Source organism: Enterococcus cecorum DSM 20682 = ATCC 43198 (genome assembly GCF_000407565.1).
In the GTDB taxonomy this organism is placed as follows: domain Bacteria; phylum Bacillota; class Bacilli; order Lactobacillales; family Enterococcaceae; genus Enterococcus_E; species Enterococcus_E cecorum.
In genome coordinates, this window is sequence record NZ_ASWI01000003.1 from 999,364 (window position 1) to 1,015,878 (window position 16,515).

Below are 16,515 nucleotides of genomic sequence, written 5' to 3' on the forward strand. Positions count from 1 at the left end.
TATTCACATACCATTTGGAAAGCTTTATACTGATTCATAGTGAAGAAAAGATGGTATTAAATCATGAAAAATAAAAAAATTATCAGTGGTGTGACGCTTGCTATTATCCTAATCGGCATGCTTATCTATTGTTATGCAGATGATATTTATCTTGCTTTACATCCACCTAAAGAAGAGCATGTTTTTAAAACAAAACCAGATGCGATGATTCCTCAATTAGCACAGCAGCTAGGTTTAGTCAATGCTATCCAAATGGATGGTTTAGCCAATCAAGCGGTGAAAGTCTATAATCATCAGTCGCAATCTAAAAATGGCTATTTTGAAAGTTATATCGAAATACCCGTTAGTCAACAGAGTCGCTTTGTCTCAATGGTCTTTTATCAAAAAAATAGTAAAGACTATTACGAAATTCCAGCCAAGAAATTATCTGATACGACTTATTATATTCAAACAAAATTTTTTTCTCAGCGTCCAAAAACAAAATGGCGCCAAGGGGTTTTGCTTTCGGGAATGTTGATGGAGTATGAGTATTTTCCAATTCAAGATCATTTCAAAGCAAAAAATTATCATCAACCTAAGCAATTATTATACCCGAGCCTACAGTTAGCTTCTTCTCAACCAATGCATTTGATTAAAGAGAAACGATTGAAAAAATTTGTTCACAGCGAAAGAAAGTCACAAAAACATGAATTCATGGGGCATCATTTAACAGATTTTTCTTTAGCTGATTTTGAACATCAAAAACAAAACAGCATTGAGAGTATGTATTTTGACTATACGAAGATTGATGATGGAAAGATTCAGATGGATTTCAACTTTACTTATCCATTATTAAAAAAAGTTTCTTATCAAATAGCGATGTTCAGTCAGGCAAATGGCTTGGATGATGTCAAAAATTATCCATTAAAACAAACAGGACCAAAGCATTTATCTTTATATTTTACGAACCATGATCATAATCGCTATGAGACGGGGTATTATACTGGCTATATTCAAAGAAATACGCCAACTCAGTCGCAAGTTAGTTTCATTAGCAAGCAATTTTTCATTCCTAAATATATTTTGAAAACCATTAGTTACAAAATGAAGAAAATAGATGGGCCTCGTGGTATTTATGCGCTACAATTAAAGTTAAATAAGAATGAGCGTATTTTGCAAGCACGTTTTGCAGTATGGACGGCTAGAGGCAATCAAGATGACTTGCAGTGGTATACAGTTAATTCGCCAAATCAACAAGGAATTTTTGAAGTGATGATTGATACGCGCAGAGTTCATTTTGATGGCAAGGAAATTGATAGTCTAGTAGATGTTGAGATAGATCAAACTGGAACACAAAGGATGGGTGAAATGAAAGATAAGGTATCGAAAAATCGAGTGGCTATGTATGTCAATCATCGGGGCAATCATCAATATGCACCGGAAAATTCATTGCCAGCTTTTAAGCAAACAAAATATGAAGCGATTGAGACAGATATTCATTTAACGGCCGATCAACAGTGGGTGATTATGCACGATGATTCTTTAGATCGTACAAGTAACGGTAGAGGAAAATTGGGCTTATTTACTTACCAACAACTTCTTCAATTTCGTTTAATTGGTATTGGTGAGCAACACTATGTATATGCGGAGTTAAAAATTCCGACACTGGTAGAATTTTTAGCAATCTGTCAAAGTAAGCAAAAAATTCCGGTCATTGAGATTAAAGATAAAGAAATAAATGAGGCTGCTTATCAACATTTGGTGCAAATGGTGCGTGAAGCTGGTTTTGGTTTGACTGCTAGATTTATTTCGTTTCATTATGAACCCTTAAAAGTAATCAAACAAATCATGCCCGAAGCTGCGGTGATGTATTTGGATAAAGATATCACGGCAAGTAATATCAAAAAAGCCAAACACTTAGGAACGCGAGCTGGTTTAAATATTAAATGGCAAAATCTAACTTATGAAAAGGTAGCCCAAGCTAAAGCTGCTGGTTTACAGGTTGGTGCCTGGACTGTTCCTGCAAGTCAATATTGGCAAATGGAACAAATGGGTGTGGATTATATCACAACAGATGATTAGCCATACAAAAAGAGCGTTTCTTCCAATCGCGTTGAGGCGCTCTTATCTTGTATATAAAGAAAAAAGCGTTGAGCAATCTCAACGCTTTTTTAGCACATTTAAAAAATACCTATGGAGGCGGTGGGAGTCGAAGTGTTTTGCTACTTAAAAATAAGAAACAACAGATTACTGTTATATCAATGTTTCTCAAATTTTATTTTAGACAGAAACACTTAAAATTAAGCTAAAAATAGCTCTAGTTTAAAAATTTTGGGTCAAAAGTGTGTCATTTTAGTAAATAAATATGTGTATAAATCAGTGTTTTGTCGCAACTAAATCTTTTAAGTTTTTTATCAAAAAACACATAAATATACAAAAAAGTAGTCTAATCGCTTTTAGACTACTTTTTTATATATCTTTATATATAAATTATTAAGAAATTCTTAAGATTGATAAAAATGACAAAAAATATTTTATAGTATATAACTTTTATACTCAATCATATCGCAAAAATTAGAAATGCTTACATATCAATAATGTTGATGTATCAATGATTGACAGTTTAATTTTTATGGTATATTTGATTGATACATAAATTAAAAATAAAGTCAACATTTAAATTTGACTTTATTTTTAAATATGCTATAACTGTAGATGTAGCAGACATAAGTATTATATTTATGAAGATACAAAAATAAAAAAGGGGGTAATTAACTTGGAAAATAAAGATAAAGAAGGTGCTTTAAGGCAAGAGTTGTTAGATTTAGTAAATAAAAAAGGAGTAAAGCAATCATTTATAGTTAGTAATTGTAATATATCTAAGCAACATTTAAGCAACTATTTAAAAAAAGGTTACAACATTAGTAATAATAAGCAATCAGAGTTAAAAAAATTTCTGAAAAATTATTATATCTAATTAAATACAAAAAATAAAAGGAAGGTAAATGTCATGAAAAATAAGGAAATTAAGCAGTTAGAAGAATTAGGATTAGAAGAAGAACAAATTGAAATATATTATGCTTTAGTAAGTGATTTTAAACATAAAAAATACACAACAGAACAGTCTGAGACACTAGCATTATATATTGTATTGAGAGCTAATGCGATAACTAATTCTATTTTTGACAAGGATTTTTAATAAAAAAATTTAAAAATAAATATTGTATCTAAAGTAATACAAAATAATAAAAAGGACGGTAAAAATACTATGCAAAAAATTATTGAAGGAAAAAAATATAACACAGAAACAGCAACATTAATAGCAACTTATGAGTACTCTAATCAAAGAGATTTTAATTATTGTTTAGAAGAGCTTTATCAAACTAAAAAGGGGGCATTTTTTATGTATGGTGAAGGTGGTCCATTATCAAAATATGCGAAAGAAATCGGAAATAATACAACATCAGGTAGTTGCACAATATATCTAGTAAGTGACGAAGAAGCTAAAGAGTTTGCAATGGAAAATTTAGATGTTGAAGATTTTGAAGAAATTTTTGGAGAAGTTGAAGAAGGTTGATTTTAAAGGTTTTTAAGTAGTTAGATAACTTAATATCTAACTACTGATAAAGTTTTTAAAATTTAAAAACTAAAAAAAATGACAGAAGGGAGTGAAACCATGCAAGTATATTTAGATAATCAACAATTTAATAGAAAGCCCGAAAGCAAAGAAATTGGAATAATCACTAACAAGATATATAAACAAAGAGCAAATTTAGATTTAAGAGAATTAGCTAAAGAAATTGCTGAAAAAGGCAGAACAGTAATGTTAGCAACTTATATAGCTAATTTAAAGCAGTCAGAATTAGAGCAACAATCTATTTTAATGTTAGACTTTGATAATCAAGATAAAGACAATCAATTTACATTAGAGCAAGCACTTAATGATAAATTTATTAAAGACAATGCTTGCTTTATCTATCGCACTTTTAGCGATTCTAAACTTATTGATAAATTTAGAGTAGTATTTGCTTTAGATAAAGAATTAAACACAGCAGACGAAGTGAAAATGGCTTATAGAGTATTGTTAAGCAAATATCCTCAAGCAGACAGACACACAAGTAACCCTAACCGCCTGTTTTTTGGTAGTAATTCAGGATTTAGAGAAATAAATTTTGAAAATAGATTAAAGAAATCTGAAGTGGTCAGAGAAGTATTAGAAGAAAAAGTTAAAAGATATGAAGTAAACATACCTAAAGATTTTGAAATTATTGATAATACTTATGTTTATGAGTTAATTAAAAATAAAAAATTTAAGCAAGCTAAAGAGATTATTGCTATTAAATATAGCAATACTAATGTTTTAAATAATCAATTCAAAAATGAAACAAGTGTAAATCATTTCTTTAAAACTGAAGTTGATATGTTAGAGTTCCTTGATTTACCGACAAAAAAATCATTTAATTGCATTGTTTTTGAAGATAATAAGCCATCTGCAGGAGTTTACATTTCTGAAACAGAAACACAAATTTATCATAATTTTGCTAACAATTATCGAGCTGATTTAGTTAGATTAGTTGCTAAATTAGCTGACATAACAGCATTCGAAGCTATTGAACTATTAATGTATCTAACAGATAGTCAATTAGTAACTGATACTTTGATTCAGCGACAAATTAGAACAGTGGATTATCTAATTAGTAGTTTAGAAAATCCTGATTTATCAAATCTTTATCCAACTTCTTATAAATTTTTAAGTCGAAATTTGGAAGAAATTACATCAATGCTTAAGATTGTATCTGAGTATAAATATATAGACAGTAGTGGTAATGTTAAGATAATGAGCTATCTAACTGTTGATTCTTTGACTAAACAAATCAATCATAGAGTCAAACATAAAAATGTAAGCAAAGAAACAGTAGTTAAATGTATGTATTTACTAACTTTGACAGATATTTTAATCAAAGAGAAAATAGAAAATGTGGACAAGCAATTATTAGAAAACATTGATAAATCTAGAGCTAAAAGCAATAACGAAACAGGTTTAAAAAGATATAAAAGATACCCAAATTTTTTAAGCATAGCAGACAATGCAGATTTAGAAACTGTTGAAAGCATTCTAAAAGAATTAAATTCTAAAAAATTTACAGTCGAAGGAAGTCTAAATTTTGAATGGTTATATACTAACTACAGTAAAGAAATAGCATTAAAAGTATTCCCACAAAAATTTGATTCTGAAGTTAAGAATATTACTGATAATTTAGTGATAAGTAATGATTCGACCAAAAAAATTGAAATGATAATGAGTGTGATACATACTTATCTAATAGAAAATGATACAAATTATATTAAAAATTCAACATTAGTAGAATTATTGAAAGAAAATAAATTCCCAAAAGTCCAAAAGAATCTAACAAAGTTTAGAAATAAAGTAGTTTTAGAATATAGCAATTACTACTCGCAAGATTTAGCTTTTGATAAAATATCTAATGACTTAAAAGAGCAATTATGTATTGATAAATCAACAGTAATTAAAGGTAATATATTTTATCTAAAATAAAAATGAAAGGAGAGTACTGATTTAACAGTATTCTTTTTTATTTGCTATCTATTTATTTAATATCTAAGAATAAGCAATATACTACATAAATTAATCATTATCAATGTAAGATAAATACTGATATATCAACAATATCTCTACTTTAATTGCTTCATAGCCCCCCTATATATAATATAATACTACTTTAGGGGGGCTATAAAAGGTTATCATTGATATATCAAGCTTTAAAGCATCTATTTTTCTATTTCTGATTGTTGAGTATTAGCAAGCAGAGCTTGCTTACTTATATAACATATTTAAGTTCAGTCAAATGTGTAAAATTTGCTCTCTATTTAATAATCAATAAAACATTGATATATCAGTACTTATTAACTGTTTATCATTAGATATTTAAATTATTCATAACAAAAAAACACCTTAAATTTAAAAGTTAGTGTAGAATTACCCATAAATTTTTTTTAATTGAATCTGAGAGGTGTTTTTTGAAAAATAGGTGCTTAAAACCTTGATATAACAATAATCTTTCTTTTTTGTCAACATAATAAAAACCCTTATAAAATCAAGGTTTTAAAGGGGTCATTTTTTAAGTGTGTTTTGTCATTAATTTTGAATAAAAAAATAGACCCCAATTTTGAGGTCTTAATTTATGATTGCTTTGATTTCAACTTTGATGTTAGTTTCATTTAAATATTTTGTGATTTGTTCTAATTCCTTTTTTGCTTCTTCTTTTTCATCTTCAGAGACATTTTTATATATTTTGATAATACTTTTTGCTTGTTTTTCAATGTTTTTAGTTATAGATTCCTTGTATTTTTTTTGATTGTTGATTTGCAAATCTTTAAAATGATAGTAATCACCTTTAAAATCAGTAAAAATAAAATGGTATTTTTTGTTAAAAAGAGTAGCTCTATTTATTGTAATATTACCTAATTTAACTTGTTTTTTTATCTTTGTTTTTAATCTCTCTTTTGCATTGTTACTGCCGTTTATGCTGTGGAAATATAGCGGAAATTCATTATTTACTATTAAAATAAAATCAATACCGAATTTTTTGTCTAAAATATCAGATATTAATACATGAGCTTTAATTCCCTCGGATTTTAATATCTCTAAAGTCTTGTATATTTTATAATCCTCTGAAAGAAAAGCATTGTAAAAAGTTGCTAATCTATACTTAATTGCAGTATCGAGTATATTTTCTAATTGTTTATTGCTTTTTATTTGATTGTTGATACTAGTATTTTGATTTAAATACAAAGTTTTTACATCATCAAAGGTCTCTTGTAAAAATTGGGATTTATCGTTTACTTTATTAAATAAGCTAATCAAATCAATGTTAAAAAAGTTAAATTGATTAAAACTTTTAACAATATAATTTCCAAAATCATTAGTGATTTCTTCAGTAATCAATCCATTATTTTTAAATCTTAGATTTATACTTTTTAAATCATCATCAGTTACTCTTTTGCTGTCTAATTTTATTGTCATTACCATCCTCTCCGTTATTTTTTTTGTATTTATTTAAATATAATTTGTAAACTATCTAACTATATTTATAACATCATTTTTTGACTTAATCAAATTTAAACAACACTTTTAAATAACGATTGATAAATCAACCTTTTACTTACATGACAATCTATATAAAGTGGTATATTTGTTTGTATATAAGTAAATAATCTAATAAAATCAAGTCTTTTTAACTAGGTGTTGTTTAAATTTGACTACAGATAAATAACATTTTATAATTAAATTATAGATTAAAATTATATCTATAAAAATACAATAAACCTTGATAAATAAGTAGTTTTTAAAGGTAGATTACTAAAAGGTTGATTTATCAACTGTTTTAAAGAATTTATGTTTTTATTTTTTTGAAAAATAAATGTGTAGTAGATGTGTGAAGGACCATTAGTAGATGTGTAGTAGATGTTAAGTAGTTTTAAAAAAAATTGATGGAGGTGTATTCAGAAAAAATTAGCCATAAATATATTGGAAATATAGATATATCAAACTTTTCAAAGATATATAGTTAAATTATTTTCTAAATAATTTAACTAAAATATTGTCTGAAAAGAGGGTATATAACATAAATATTTCTAAAAAAATATTTTTTTGAAGAAATTTTATTAAAATTTGCATTAAAAACCGAATGAGAAAGAGGGGATAAAAAAATAAAAAAAGGAGTGATGTAAATGACTTTAAATAATCGTTCAATCAACACAACAGAGTTATTAAATATTGTCAACAACAGTAAAGGGATTGCAGAGAGTGATTTACTAAAATTGCTAAACTGTACTGCATCAAGATTAAATACAAATCTAAAATCATTAGCAGATAAAAAAATAATCAAGAAAAATAGGATAAATCAAAACATATACTATAAATCAAATGTCGATTTTGAAAATATAGAACATAATAAAAAATTGATTGGTATTATGTCAATAATTAATCAATTTAATCTAAAATACAGCAATGTTGATTTAAAAGAAAGTAAAAAAAGAAAAGAAAGTTATTTGATATTAGATATTTTTAAGCAAATCAATGATATTTTATTTACATTTAGTTTAAGAGTTAATGTAGTTAGTCTGATAAACATTGATGATATAGCTAAAGAATATGCTGAAACAGTCAATCAAAATTATGTTGATGTGTTAGTAGTTAATCAAACTAAACTATTTAATGTTATTAAACATAAGATAGTAACAAAAGAAATCAAAAAAGAAATATTGATTTATGATTCAAATTTAGATTCATTGTATTTCTTCGATTCCAATTCTTCAGAATTAGAATTAGTGAAAATTAGGGAACATAAGCAACTGTTACAGTTTATTCAATCGAATAAATTAAGTAGTTTAGTCAAAAATGAATATGAGATAAAAAATCTGAATTATCAATATATAAAGAAGAAAAGAGATAAGAAAAAGTATAGAAGAAGGGAGGTAGTCTAAAATGACAGATTTTAATAATTTGCATAATTTAAGTAGCAACAATAGTAACAACAGTGACAATAGCAATAAGAATAATGATTTGATGGAGAAAGTAAAGCTATTTGCTAAACAATCATTAAATTATATATCAGATAAAGCAACAATGATATATCGAGTAACAAAGCCTTTTTTAGAATTATTTTTCAAAAATATATTTGATTTTTTTAAAATAAAATCTTTAACAAAATTAGATAAAAAGGGAACATATACTGCTGATAAATCTAGATTAATTAGAATAATATTGCAAGAAGTAAGCAAATCAGATGTAAATATATATAATCAATTAATCAGTAATGCTGAAGCTAAAAAAGAAGAGAAAAAAGCTAGTAAACTAGCTAGAAAGCAAGCAAGAAAACAAATGTCATGGCAAGAAAAGAAAGAAAATTTAAGTGCGAATATATTATTAATGTTGATTGCATTTGTTATTTTAAAAGTTGCTTTTTCGTTTTTAAAGGTTTATTTATCATCTATTGTATTTGTTGCATTATTTGTAGTAGCTCCTATTTTTTACAAAATTAAACAATTTGTAAAAGAGGCAGAAAATGAAGAAAATTTAAAAGAACTTAAAAAGATTAGAGCTGATGTGTATGATATTTATATGTTATTTGCAAACACAAGCAGTCAATATAAATTGCAAAATTTAATTTTAAGCTACTTAGAAAAGACAAAAGAAATCGAAGAGACATTAAATATTAAGTTAGATTATACTAAAACAGGTATAACTAAAGATTTAAATGAAATAGTAAAAATAACTATAAAAGCAGATATAAATGATAAATCTAAGATTACAGTTAATAAATCAACAGATGATAGATTAAATCTATCAATAATACCATCGGAAAATAAATTAGTTAGTAATTATCAGATAGAATTACATTTAGACAATTTAATTGCTGAAAGTCTTAATTTACAGCCAGTTTTTGATGTTAAGCAGTATATTTTAGATAATGATTTTGCGAAATATTATAGTGATTTAGAAGACTTAGAATTAAAAAATAAAGGTTTAAGCAAAGAAGCACTTAAATATATTAATTTTTTAAGACAAGATAATACTAAAGAAGTGCTGGGAATGCACTTGCACAATCAGTTCGCTAAAAAAATGGTTGTGACTAAGAAATATTTAAAAGTATTTATGATTTTAGACTCTATTACTAAAAGTCAGATACAGTCAAAAGCGAGTTACATTGGTTCAAAGTTAGGTATAACACCTTATATTCTTAAAGGTGATGGAGATAATAGTTGCTATCTAATGTTTGTCTTTGATGATGATTTTAAAGGTAGGGAAGTTAAATACAATGAAATTAGAGAAATGGCTGAAAAAAGAGAATTAAATATAGGTTCAACATTGACTGAAGATTTGGTAGTTAAGTATCCTAATGCACACAATCCTAAGAATTTGAATGATGAAATTGGTGGATTAGCCGGGAGTGGTAAGACAAGCTTTATTAATTTAAAAACTGCATTTGAGATGGAATTAAAAGATGAAAATGGCGAATATGAATATCAAGACTTTGTTTTTATGTCAGTTAAAGCAAATGAGGATTTTAGGAAACCATTTGAAAAAACTGGTGCTTTAATAGTTAAAGAACCTCAAGAACAATATGATTACTTGTGTTTAATCGATGATTATTTTGAATATGAAGTTGGTAAACAAATAACTGATGTATATGCTAAAGACATTGCAGACTATAATAAGACTATCGCTAATAATAGCAAATACAGTCACTTACCAAAATTGGGGATTTTTAATTTAAAAATTGATGAAAAGCAAAATAATGTTGCTGATTTAGAATATATTAAGATAAAAAATGAATTTGGAGAAACAGTTAATTTAAAACAAGCATATGAAATTAAATTAGCTAAAATGGCAAGAACACATAGAAGCAGAGGATTAAGAATATTAGTCGGAACACAAGACTTTAATGTTAAAGAAATGGGAGCTTATAGAAAGCAAACAACAACACAGATTTATGGAGTTTCTAGTAGTAATGTTTGGAATAACATTGATAAATCAGGCTTTATGTTTAATCATATAACAAATAACAATAAGCAAAATATGGGTCAATTTTATTTTAAATCAAGTGAATTAAAAGTTAAAAATGAAGATAATTTTCTATACTTGAGTGATGAAAGATTTATAGAAGTTGCTACTAATTATATTGATTCAGATGAAATTGCTAAGAATATCAGCAGAAAATTTAACACAAAAGATAAGTTAGAAGCATTTAGACAAAAGAGAGATTCTGTCAACAATCAAGAAGAATCAACTATTCAGAGCATTAATGAAACTATATCTGATGATGAAGTTCTTGACTTTGATAATTTAGATTTATAAAAAAGGGGAGGAAAGCTATCATGATTAAATTATTTATGTTGATAAGTATTGTATTTACAATTTATACAATTATTGATGCAATTGCTTTTAAAGTTGTTAAATCACAAACATTTACACTTACTGACTATATAACTAAAAAATATAAAATATCAGACAAACAAACTGTAAAACAGACAGAAAATGAAGGTATTTCAAGTGATATTTTGGATTTTGATAAATTTAATAATATATGATGTTGTTTAAATTTGACTTAATATTGTATCTATAATAATATAAAGATATGTTAGTAGCGAAAAGTCGCATATCTCACTGTCATTTATAAATTTATTTCTGAAGCAAGGTTACTCCGCCTTGCTTCTTTTTTGTGTTTGAATACTGATACATCAATGTTTGATACAAAGTGTTGTTTAAATTTGACTATTAAAATTAAGTACGCTATTAATAGATATATAGATAAATATTGTATCTAAATAAATATAAAGGAGTTTTTAATATGAGTAAATTAGAGATAATTAAACAAAATTATGTATTAGATTTTAATCAAAATGGAGATAAAGGTGATGTGTTAGAGCAATCAGAAAAAGATAAAATAGACAAATTAGATGTAAAACAGCTATTTAAGCAATTAGAAAGAGTATTAGATGATGTTGCAGAATGTGTATTAGATACTAATGTGTTAAATAGTGATTCTAAAGTAGTAATAAGTAATTCTAATTTTATAGATTTTGATGATTGTAATAAAGTTTATTTGACTACTAACTATACTTGTTTTGACACTTTTGACACAAAAAAATATATAGGAATACATTACTTTAAAGAATTATTCGCATTTGATAGTAAAATAATTTATCAGTTATCAAGATTGATTGAGCTATCTAATAGCATTGATTTGACTAAAAAAATAAAAAGAATCGGTAACAGTAATCTTATTAATGTGACTGAAGTTTTAGAATTTAAAATATAAAAAATCAGGAGGAAAATAAAATGAAATATTTAGAATTTGAGGGAAAGGAGAACACAACATTTGATAGAGATTTAAATTATAGATACTACAATCAAATCTACAAAAATCAGGAGCTAGTAATAGATAAAGACTTTAGATTGATATTAAAATCTAGAGTCGACAATGGATTTAAGCAAGATAAATTAAGTAAACAATCAGCAACTATTGATGATATGATTAATGATTTAGAATTGCTTGTAGCAATCGAACAACTACAATCAATCATTAATCAATATCCAATTACCAACAAAACATTTGATAAATCAGTATTTATTGATACTTTAGATACACAAGTATTGATGTTTAAGTTAGCAAATATCAAAGTAAATGATGACTTAAATGTTGAGAGTTTTGAAATATTATCAAAGTATATTGCTGATGTTGAGAACAAAGAAACAGAAGTAAACACTGTTAGAAATATACTTTACAATATTGTGTTAAATATATCGGAAAAGAGGCTTTCAGGGAATCTGATGTCAAAGAGTTGATTTTACCTAAAAATTTAGAAGTAATTGATGATAGAGCATTCCAATTTGCAAACAACTTAGAAGGAACTTTGATAATACCTGAAAATGTTAAATATATCGGTCAAAATGCCTTTCAATCAAATTGTCTAACAAGTATTGTTTTTCCTGAAAGTATTGAAATTATCGAAGCTGGAGCATTTTTGTATAGCGAATTAGAAAATGTTGAATTTAAAGGGAGGGGAAAAAATCTTAAAAAAATAGGTGTTGATGCTTTTTCATCTGTTAAAGTTCAAAATAAAATCGATGTGAGAGCTTTTGAAAACATTGAAACATATGACTTTAATAACCCAATTTTGTATTTTGATGAAGAAATTATAAACAAGGGAGGGATTGATTAAATCATGAAACTAATTGAATTTTTGATTGCTAATAAAGATAATGTTGTATTTTGTTTAGCTATCTTGTTGCTAATAATTCCTATTTTTATCAAATATAGGAGAAAACTAACAATTATTTTAGCAATCATTAGTTGTATTTATATTTATATTAGCTATTCTAACTTTGACAGTAATACAGATAAAATAGTAGAAAACACAACAGGAATTGTTGATAAAGCAAAAAATAAAGTCTCTGAATCAGTCAATAATATTTCAGAAAAAGGAAGTAACTTGTTAGATAAAAATAATGAGAATTTTGAAAAACAACAAGAAGAAAAGAAAAAAGAATCAAGAATTGGAACATTAAATTCAGAAGCAATTATTGATAATACTAATGAATCTGACAATTTAAAAGCAACAACAGAGTCAACAACAGAAACTACTGATATTGAATTTGAAAATGAATTAGCTGAATACTATAACAATTTAGACAATTTTAAAACATATCAAAATCAAAATGAAATCAACACTGATGATGAACGAGCTAATACAGCTTTAGCAGATTTAGAAAATTTAAAATGAGGTAATATATTCAAAGTTTTTACCTCTTTTAAATTTCCTTATTTATCAAGTGATTGAACAGTGTAAAAACATGAGGTAATTAAGAAATAAAAAAATTAACAATTTGGAGGAGTGTAAAATGAAATATGGGTATGTGAGAGTATCGACTAGAAGTCAATTTGAAAAAGAAACTTATTTAAAACAAATAGAAATATTAAAAGCTGAAGGAGTGTTAGAAGATAACATTTTTATTGAAAATGTATCAGGAAAAAACACAAAAGATAGACCTGTTTTTAATAATTTAATAGAAATTTTAAAGGAAAATGACACTTTAATTGTCACTAAACTTGATAGACTGGCAAGAAATACAGCAGATGCTTTAAAAATCGCTGAGTTATTGACAAGTAAAAATATAACTTTAAATATATTAAATATGGGAATCTTAGATAACAAACCTTCTGGAAAGCTTATGTTTACAATGTTTTCAGCATTTGCCGAATTTGAAAGAAATCTAATTGCTGAAAGAATGCTTGAAGGTCGAGAATATAAAAGACAAAATGATGTAACTTACAGAGAGGGCAGAAAACATAAGTTAAATACTAACCAACTAAAGCATTTACATCAACATTTTGAATCTAATCAATATACTAATAAAGAATTAGCAAGCATTTTTTGTGTTTCACAAAAGACAATTGCAACAAGAAAAAAAGAGTGGCGAGATTTAAAAAATTTAGATAAATTATAGTGCTTATCACAAGCACTATTTTTGCTTTACTTTTATATCAAACAGTTTAAATATCTAACATAGTAAACTATTTTTAATTATTAATAATAAACAACAATGATACTTAAAATTGACTACAAGCTTTAGATGATGATAATATATAAATATAGATAAATATTGTATTTATTTAAATATAATATTTATATAAATAAAAAAACAGGAGGGAGGCAAAATGACAGATGGAGCATCACAAGGCTTGTTTGTAATTGTTGCTGTTGTTATTTTCGGTATATTTGTATTAATTGCTTATATTTTGTTTAGAGACAATTTACAACACAGCCTAAAAAATATTTTTTATAATGCAACTTCAGGTGCAGAAGCAAGCTTAAATTATACAAAATAATAAATTAAGTAAGATACTTAAAAGCTTTAGATATTAATTATTTAGTATCTAAAGCTTTTTATTATAAAAGGAGGGAGGTATCATGACAGATGGAGCATCACAAGGTTTGCTTGTGATTGTTGCAATAGTAATATTTGGCATATTTGTATTGATTAGTTATGTATTATTTAAAGATACTTTAAAACCGAGTTTATCAAACATATTTACCGATGGATTAGAACAAGCAGAGGATGCCATTGACCCAAAAATTATTACTAAAATCACTATTATTGAAAAGACAAATGAGATAAAGAATTTAAAGAAAAATCAAATTGAAGAATATTATATCGATGAGTTTACTAAAGCTTTTGAGTTCAGAAATCAAGATGGGGACATTATCAAGACTAGAAAGCTAAATTTAGAGTTTAAATTTCATTTAAGAGGAACTACTTACCTAACTTTTGAAGAATTTATGGAGAAATATTCTGATGGTAGTATCAATTTTAGAATGGGAGTAATAGCTACTGCAAAAACAGATAAAACAGTAACAGCAACAACAAAAGTTAATGGAATATCAGGAATAACAATTTTTAGAAGTCTTTAAAGAGAGGTGAAAAAATGAAAAAAGTAAAGATATTAAACAAAGAAAAAAATAAGGAGATTGTTTTTGAATTTGAAGATTTAGGAAATAATATCTATCAATATACTACTACAGACAACAAAGTGATTAGATTTAATTATACACAAACAAAAAGATTAATTGATAGTGTTTTAGCAGATTGCAAAGTTGATATTTTTAAAGTTTTTAGGAAAAAATACAGTTTAAGTGACACAACATTTTTTAATAATCAAGAATCTAAAAACCCTCGATACAATCTAAAATTATATCTAATATACTTAGATTTGAAGCAAAATAAAGATATAATCAATCAAGAAATCAAACTAATGGAAAATGCAATTAAATCTAATAAAATATCGGTAAATCAATATGCTAAATTATCTAAAATAACAAAACAAACACTATTTAATATTAAAGCTAATAAACAAAACAAAGATAAAAAATACTTTTATAAAAACTATCTAAAAATAGTTGAAGCAAATAAATACTTAAAAGAGCCTTAAATTCAAGGTTGTTTTTGTTGGTATAACAATGTTTGATTAAAAGTGTTGTTCAAATTTGACTAACTTAATTAAGTACGCTATAAATAGATTATAGAGATAAATATTGTGTTTAAATAAATATAATATTAAACAAATGGAGAAAATAAAAAAAACAAATGAGTGTTTAAAATGACAGTAAAACAAACAATAATGACTTTCGCAGTAACAACAATGATGGGATTAACACTAGCAACAACAACAACAGACCCTGAAAAAACTACTGATACTGATAATGGCGATGGAAATGTAAATGGTAATGTTGTAACAGATACTGAAGGAACTACTGATACTACAACAACAGATACAAATAAAGAAGATTCTAAAAAAGATTCTAAAGAAAAAGAAACAACAAAAGAAGATAAGAAAGACAAACTTTATCAAACAAATCACACAAAAACAATATCTTAATAGCATTAGCAACAACATCATTAGCAAGTGTTTTAGCATTTATAACTTTTAAAAGATTTAAAAAATAAGGCTAAATTAGAGTAGTTTAACCGCTACTCTCTTTTTTGTCAAAAAGGAGGGGGAATTGATGGAGAAGTTATATATACACTTAAAAAATTTAAGAAAAGTCGCTGTTGTAATGCTATTAGTGTTTTCAACTTTTTACTTGTTATTACTCTTTTTGAATCAAAATGACAATCAAGAAATAGCTAATAATATTGATAAATTTAATCAAAGCGAGATTGTATTTAAATCAGATAATAATATACAAGATATTGCAGAGATAAAAGAAAACATTGAAAAGGTAAAAGAGAAAGAGGAAATTGTTTCTGAAAATAAAGAAAATCAAACAATATCTAAATAAGTGACAACAGAAGAAAATATCAAATTAGACATAAAAGAAGAAATTATAGAAAATAGTTATCAATCTCTAGAAACACCTGATAAACTTAACAAATTAGGAACAATTGAGATACCTATTATTGATTTAAATTTAGCTATTTTTGGTAAATACAAAGAATAAAACAGATAC

Annotated in this window: 20 protein-coding genes; 19 read left to right on the top strand and 1 reads right to left on the bottom strand. The window is 25.9% G+C overall.

From position 1 onward, the window contains the following. The first annotated feature begins 63 nt into the window (after positions 1-63). The 5 genes from I567_RS05605 (at position 64) to I567_RS05630 (ending at position 5,536) form a co-directional block, all read left to right on the top strand. On the top strand, positions 64-2,061 hold the full coding sequence (locus I567_RS05605) for a glycerophosphodiester phosphodiesterase family protein (protein ID WP_016251285.1): 1,998 nt from the start codon (positions 64-66) through the stop codon (positions 2,059-2,061). Between the two features lie 694 nt (positions 2,062-2,755). After that, positions 2,756-2,956, top strand: a complete 201-nt coding sequence (locus tag I567_RS05615; RefSeq protein ID WP_010785538.1) for a hypothetical protein — start codon at positions 2,756-2,758, stop codon at positions 2,954-2,956. Between the two features lie 33 nt (positions 2,957-2,989). Then, the gene (locus I567_RS05620; RefSeq protein WP_016251286.1) at positions 2,990-3,178 is read left to right on the top strand and encodes a hypothetical protein; all 189 of its coding nucleotides are present in this window, start codon (positions 2,990-2,992) and stop codon (positions 3,176-3,178) included. Between the two features lie 69 nt (positions 3,179-3,247). Then, positions 3,248-3,556 carry a hypothetical protein gene (locus I567_RS05625; RefSeq protein ID WP_016251287.1) on the top strand — a complete coding sequence of 103 codons (309 nt, stop codon included), beginning with the start codon at positions 3,248-3,250 and terminating at the stop codon, positions 3,554-3,556. 99 nt (positions 3,557-3,655) lie between these two features. Next, positions 3,656-5,536: a hypothetical protein gene (locus I567_RS05630; RefSeq protein ID WP_016251288.1), complete on the top strand. Its 1,881-nt coding sequence runs from the start codon at positions 3,656-3,658 to the stop codon at positions 5,534-5,536. Between the two features lie 639 nt (positions 5,537-6,175). Here I567_RS05630 and I567_RS05635 read toward each other — a convergent pair. Next, entirely contained in the window at positions 6,176-7,024 is an 849-nt protein-coding gene (locus I567_RS05635) for a hypothetical protein (protein WP_016251289.1), read from the bottom strand. A gap of 707 nt (positions 7,025-7,731) precedes the next feature. Here I567_RS05635 and I567_RS05640 point away from each other — a divergent pair. From I567_RS05640 to I567_RS12630, 14 genes are all read left to right on the top strand, one after another. Continuing rightward, positions 7,732-8,487, top strand: a complete 756-nt coding sequence (locus I567_RS05640) for a hypothetical protein (protein WP_016251290.1) — start codon at positions 7,732-7,734, stop codon at positions 8,485-8,487. Position 8,488: 1 nt separating this feature from the next. Next, positions 8,489-10,861 carry a hypothetical protein gene (locus tag I567_RS05645; RefSeq protein ID WP_016251291.1) on the top strand — a complete coding sequence of 791 codons (2,373 nt, stop codon included), beginning with the start codon at positions 8,489-8,491 and terminating at the stop codon, positions 10,859-10,861. A gap of 20 nt (positions 10,862-10,881) precedes the next feature. Further along, on the top strand, positions 10,882-11,094 hold the full coding sequence (locus I567_RS05650) for a hypothetical protein (protein WP_010785545.1): 213 nt from the start codon (positions 10,882-10,884) through the stop codon (positions 11,092-11,094). A 260-nt stretch (positions 11,095-11,354) separates the two neighbouring features. Continuing rightward, positions 11,355-11,825 (top strand): hypothetical protein, encoded by a 471-nt coding sequence (locus I567_RS05655; RefSeq protein WP_016251292.1) that lies wholly within the window; start codon positions 11,355-11,357, stop codon positions 11,823-11,825. A 20-nt stretch (positions 11,826-11,845) separates the two neighbouring features. After that, a complete protein-coding gene (locus tag I567_RS05660) occupies positions 11,846-12,352 on the top strand; it encodes a hypothetical protein (protein ID WP_010785547.1) in 507 nt (168 codons plus the stop codon). Beyond that, positions 12,349-12,729 carry a leucine-rich repeat domain-containing protein gene (locus I567_RS05665; RefSeq protein ID WP_010785548.1) on the top strand — a complete coding sequence of 127 codons (381 nt, stop codon included), beginning with the start codon at positions 12,349-12,351 and terminating at the stop codon, positions 12,727-12,729. The genes I567_RS05660 and I567_RS05665 overlap by 4 nt, the downstream gene beginning before the upstream one ends. A gap of 3 nt (positions 12,730-12,732) precedes the next feature. Beyond that, positions 12,733-13,290: a hypothetical protein gene (locus I567_RS05670; RefSeq protein WP_016251293.1), complete on the top strand. Its 558-nt coding sequence runs from the start codon at positions 12,733-12,735 to the stop codon at positions 13,288-13,290. A gap of 118 nt (positions 13,291-13,408) precedes the next feature. Beyond that, the gene (locus I567_RS05675) at positions 13,409-14,014 is read left to right on the top strand and encodes a recombinase family protein (protein WP_016251294.1); all 606 of its coding nucleotides are present in this window, start codon (positions 13,409-13,411) and stop codon (positions 14,012-14,014) included. A 211-nt stretch (positions 14,015-14,225) separates the two neighbouring features. Next, entirely contained in the window at positions 14,226-14,396 is a 171-nt protein-coding gene (locus I567_RS12750) for a hypothetical protein (RefSeq protein ID WP_016251295.1), read from the top strand. Positions 14,397-14,478: 82 nt separating this feature from the next. Next, positions 14,479-14,979 (top strand): hypothetical protein, encoded by a 501-nt coding sequence (locus I567_RS05680; protein ID WP_016251296.1) that lies wholly within the window; start codon positions 14,479-14,481, stop codon positions 14,977-14,979. 14 nt (positions 14,980-14,993) lie between these two features. Beyond that, the gene (locus tag I567_RS05685) at positions 14,994-15,497 is read left to right on the top strand and encodes a hypothetical protein (protein ID WP_016251297.1); all 504 of its coding nucleotides are present in this window, start codon (positions 14,994-14,996) and stop codon (positions 15,495-15,497) included. Positions 15,498-15,665: 168 nt separating this feature from the next. Further along, on the top strand, positions 15,666-15,944 hold the full coding sequence (locus I567_RS05690; protein ID WP_016251298.1) for a hypothetical protein: 279 nt from the start codon (positions 15,666-15,668) through the stop codon (positions 15,942-15,944). Positions 15,945-16,071: 127 nt separating this feature from the next. Beyond that, the gene (locus I567_RS05695) at positions 16,072-16,347 is read left to right on the top strand and encodes a hypothetical protein (protein ID WP_016251299.1); all 276 of its coding nucleotides are present in this window, start codon (positions 16,072-16,074) and stop codon (positions 16,345-16,347) included. Next, a complete protein-coding gene (locus I567_RS12630; protein WP_018345211.1) occupies positions 16,348-16,506 on the top strand; it encodes a hypothetical protein in 159 nt (52 codons plus the stop codon). The last annotated feature ends 9 nt before the right edge of the window (positions 16,507-16,515 follow it).

Bases quoted from the DNA above. Each gene is read 5' to 3' on its own strand.
- I567_RS05605 (WP_016251285.1), top strand. From the start codon at position 64: ATGAAAAATAAAAAAATTATCAGTGGTGTGACGCTTGCTATTATCCTA.
- I567_RS05620 (WP_016251286.1), top strand. From the start codon at position 2,990: ATGAAAAATAAGGAAATTAAGCAGTTAGAAGAATTAGGATTAGAAGAA.
- I567_RS05625 (WP_016251287.1), top strand. From the start codon at position 3,248: ATGCAAAAAATTATTGAAGGAAAAAAATATAACACAGAAACAGCAACA.
- I567_RS05630 (WP_016251288.1), top strand. From the start codon at position 3,656: ATGCAAGTATATTTAGATAATCAACAATTTAATAGAAAGCCCGAAAGC.
- I567_RS05635 (WP_016251289.1), bottom strand. From the start codon at position 7,024: ATGACAATAAAATTAGACAGCAAAAGAGTAACTGATGATGATTTAAAA.
- I567_RS05640 (WP_016251290.1), top strand. From the start codon at position 7,732: ATGACTTTAAATAATCGTTCAATCAACACAACAGAGTTATTAAATATT.
- I567_RS05645 (WP_016251291.1), top strand. From the start codon at position 8,489: ATGACAGATTTTAATAATTTGCATAATTTAAGTAGCAACAATAGTAAC.
- I567_RS05650 (WP_010785545.1), top strand. From the start codon at position 10,882: ATGATTAAATTATTTATGTTGATAAGTATTGTATTTACAATTTATACA.
- I567_RS05655 (WP_016251292.1), top strand. From the start codon at position 11,355: ATGAGTAAATTAGAGATAATTAAACAAAATTATGTATTAGATTTTAAT.
- I567_RS05660 (WP_010785547.1), top strand. From the start codon at position 11,846: ATGAAATATTTAGAATTTGAGGGAAAGGAGAACACAACATTTGATAGA.
- I567_RS05670 (WP_016251293.1), top strand. From the start codon at position 12,733: ATGAAACTAATTGAATTTTTGATTGCTAATAAAGATAATGTTGTATTT.
- I567_RS05675 (WP_016251294.1), top strand. From the start codon at position 13,409: ATGAAATATGGGTATGTGAGAGTATCGACTAGAAGTCAATTTGAAAAA.
- I567_RS12750 (WP_016251295.1), top strand. From the start codon at position 14,226: ATGACAGATGGAGCATCACAAGGCTTGTTTGTAATTGTTGCTGTTGTT.
- I567_RS05680 (WP_016251296.1), top strand. From the start codon at position 14,479: ATGACAGATGGAGCATCACAAGGTTTGCTTGTGATTGTTGCAATAGTA.
- I567_RS05685 (WP_016251297.1), top strand. From the start codon at position 14,994: ATGAAAAAAGTAAAGATATTAAACAAAGAAAAAAATAAGGAGATTGTT.
- I567_RS05690 (WP_016251298.1), top strand. From the start codon at position 15,666: ATGACAGTAAAACAAACAATAATGACTTTCGCAGTAACAACAATGATG.
- I567_RS05695 (WP_016251299.1), top strand. From the start codon at position 16,072: ATGGAGAAGTTATATATACACTTAAAAAATTTAAGAAAAGTCGCTGTT.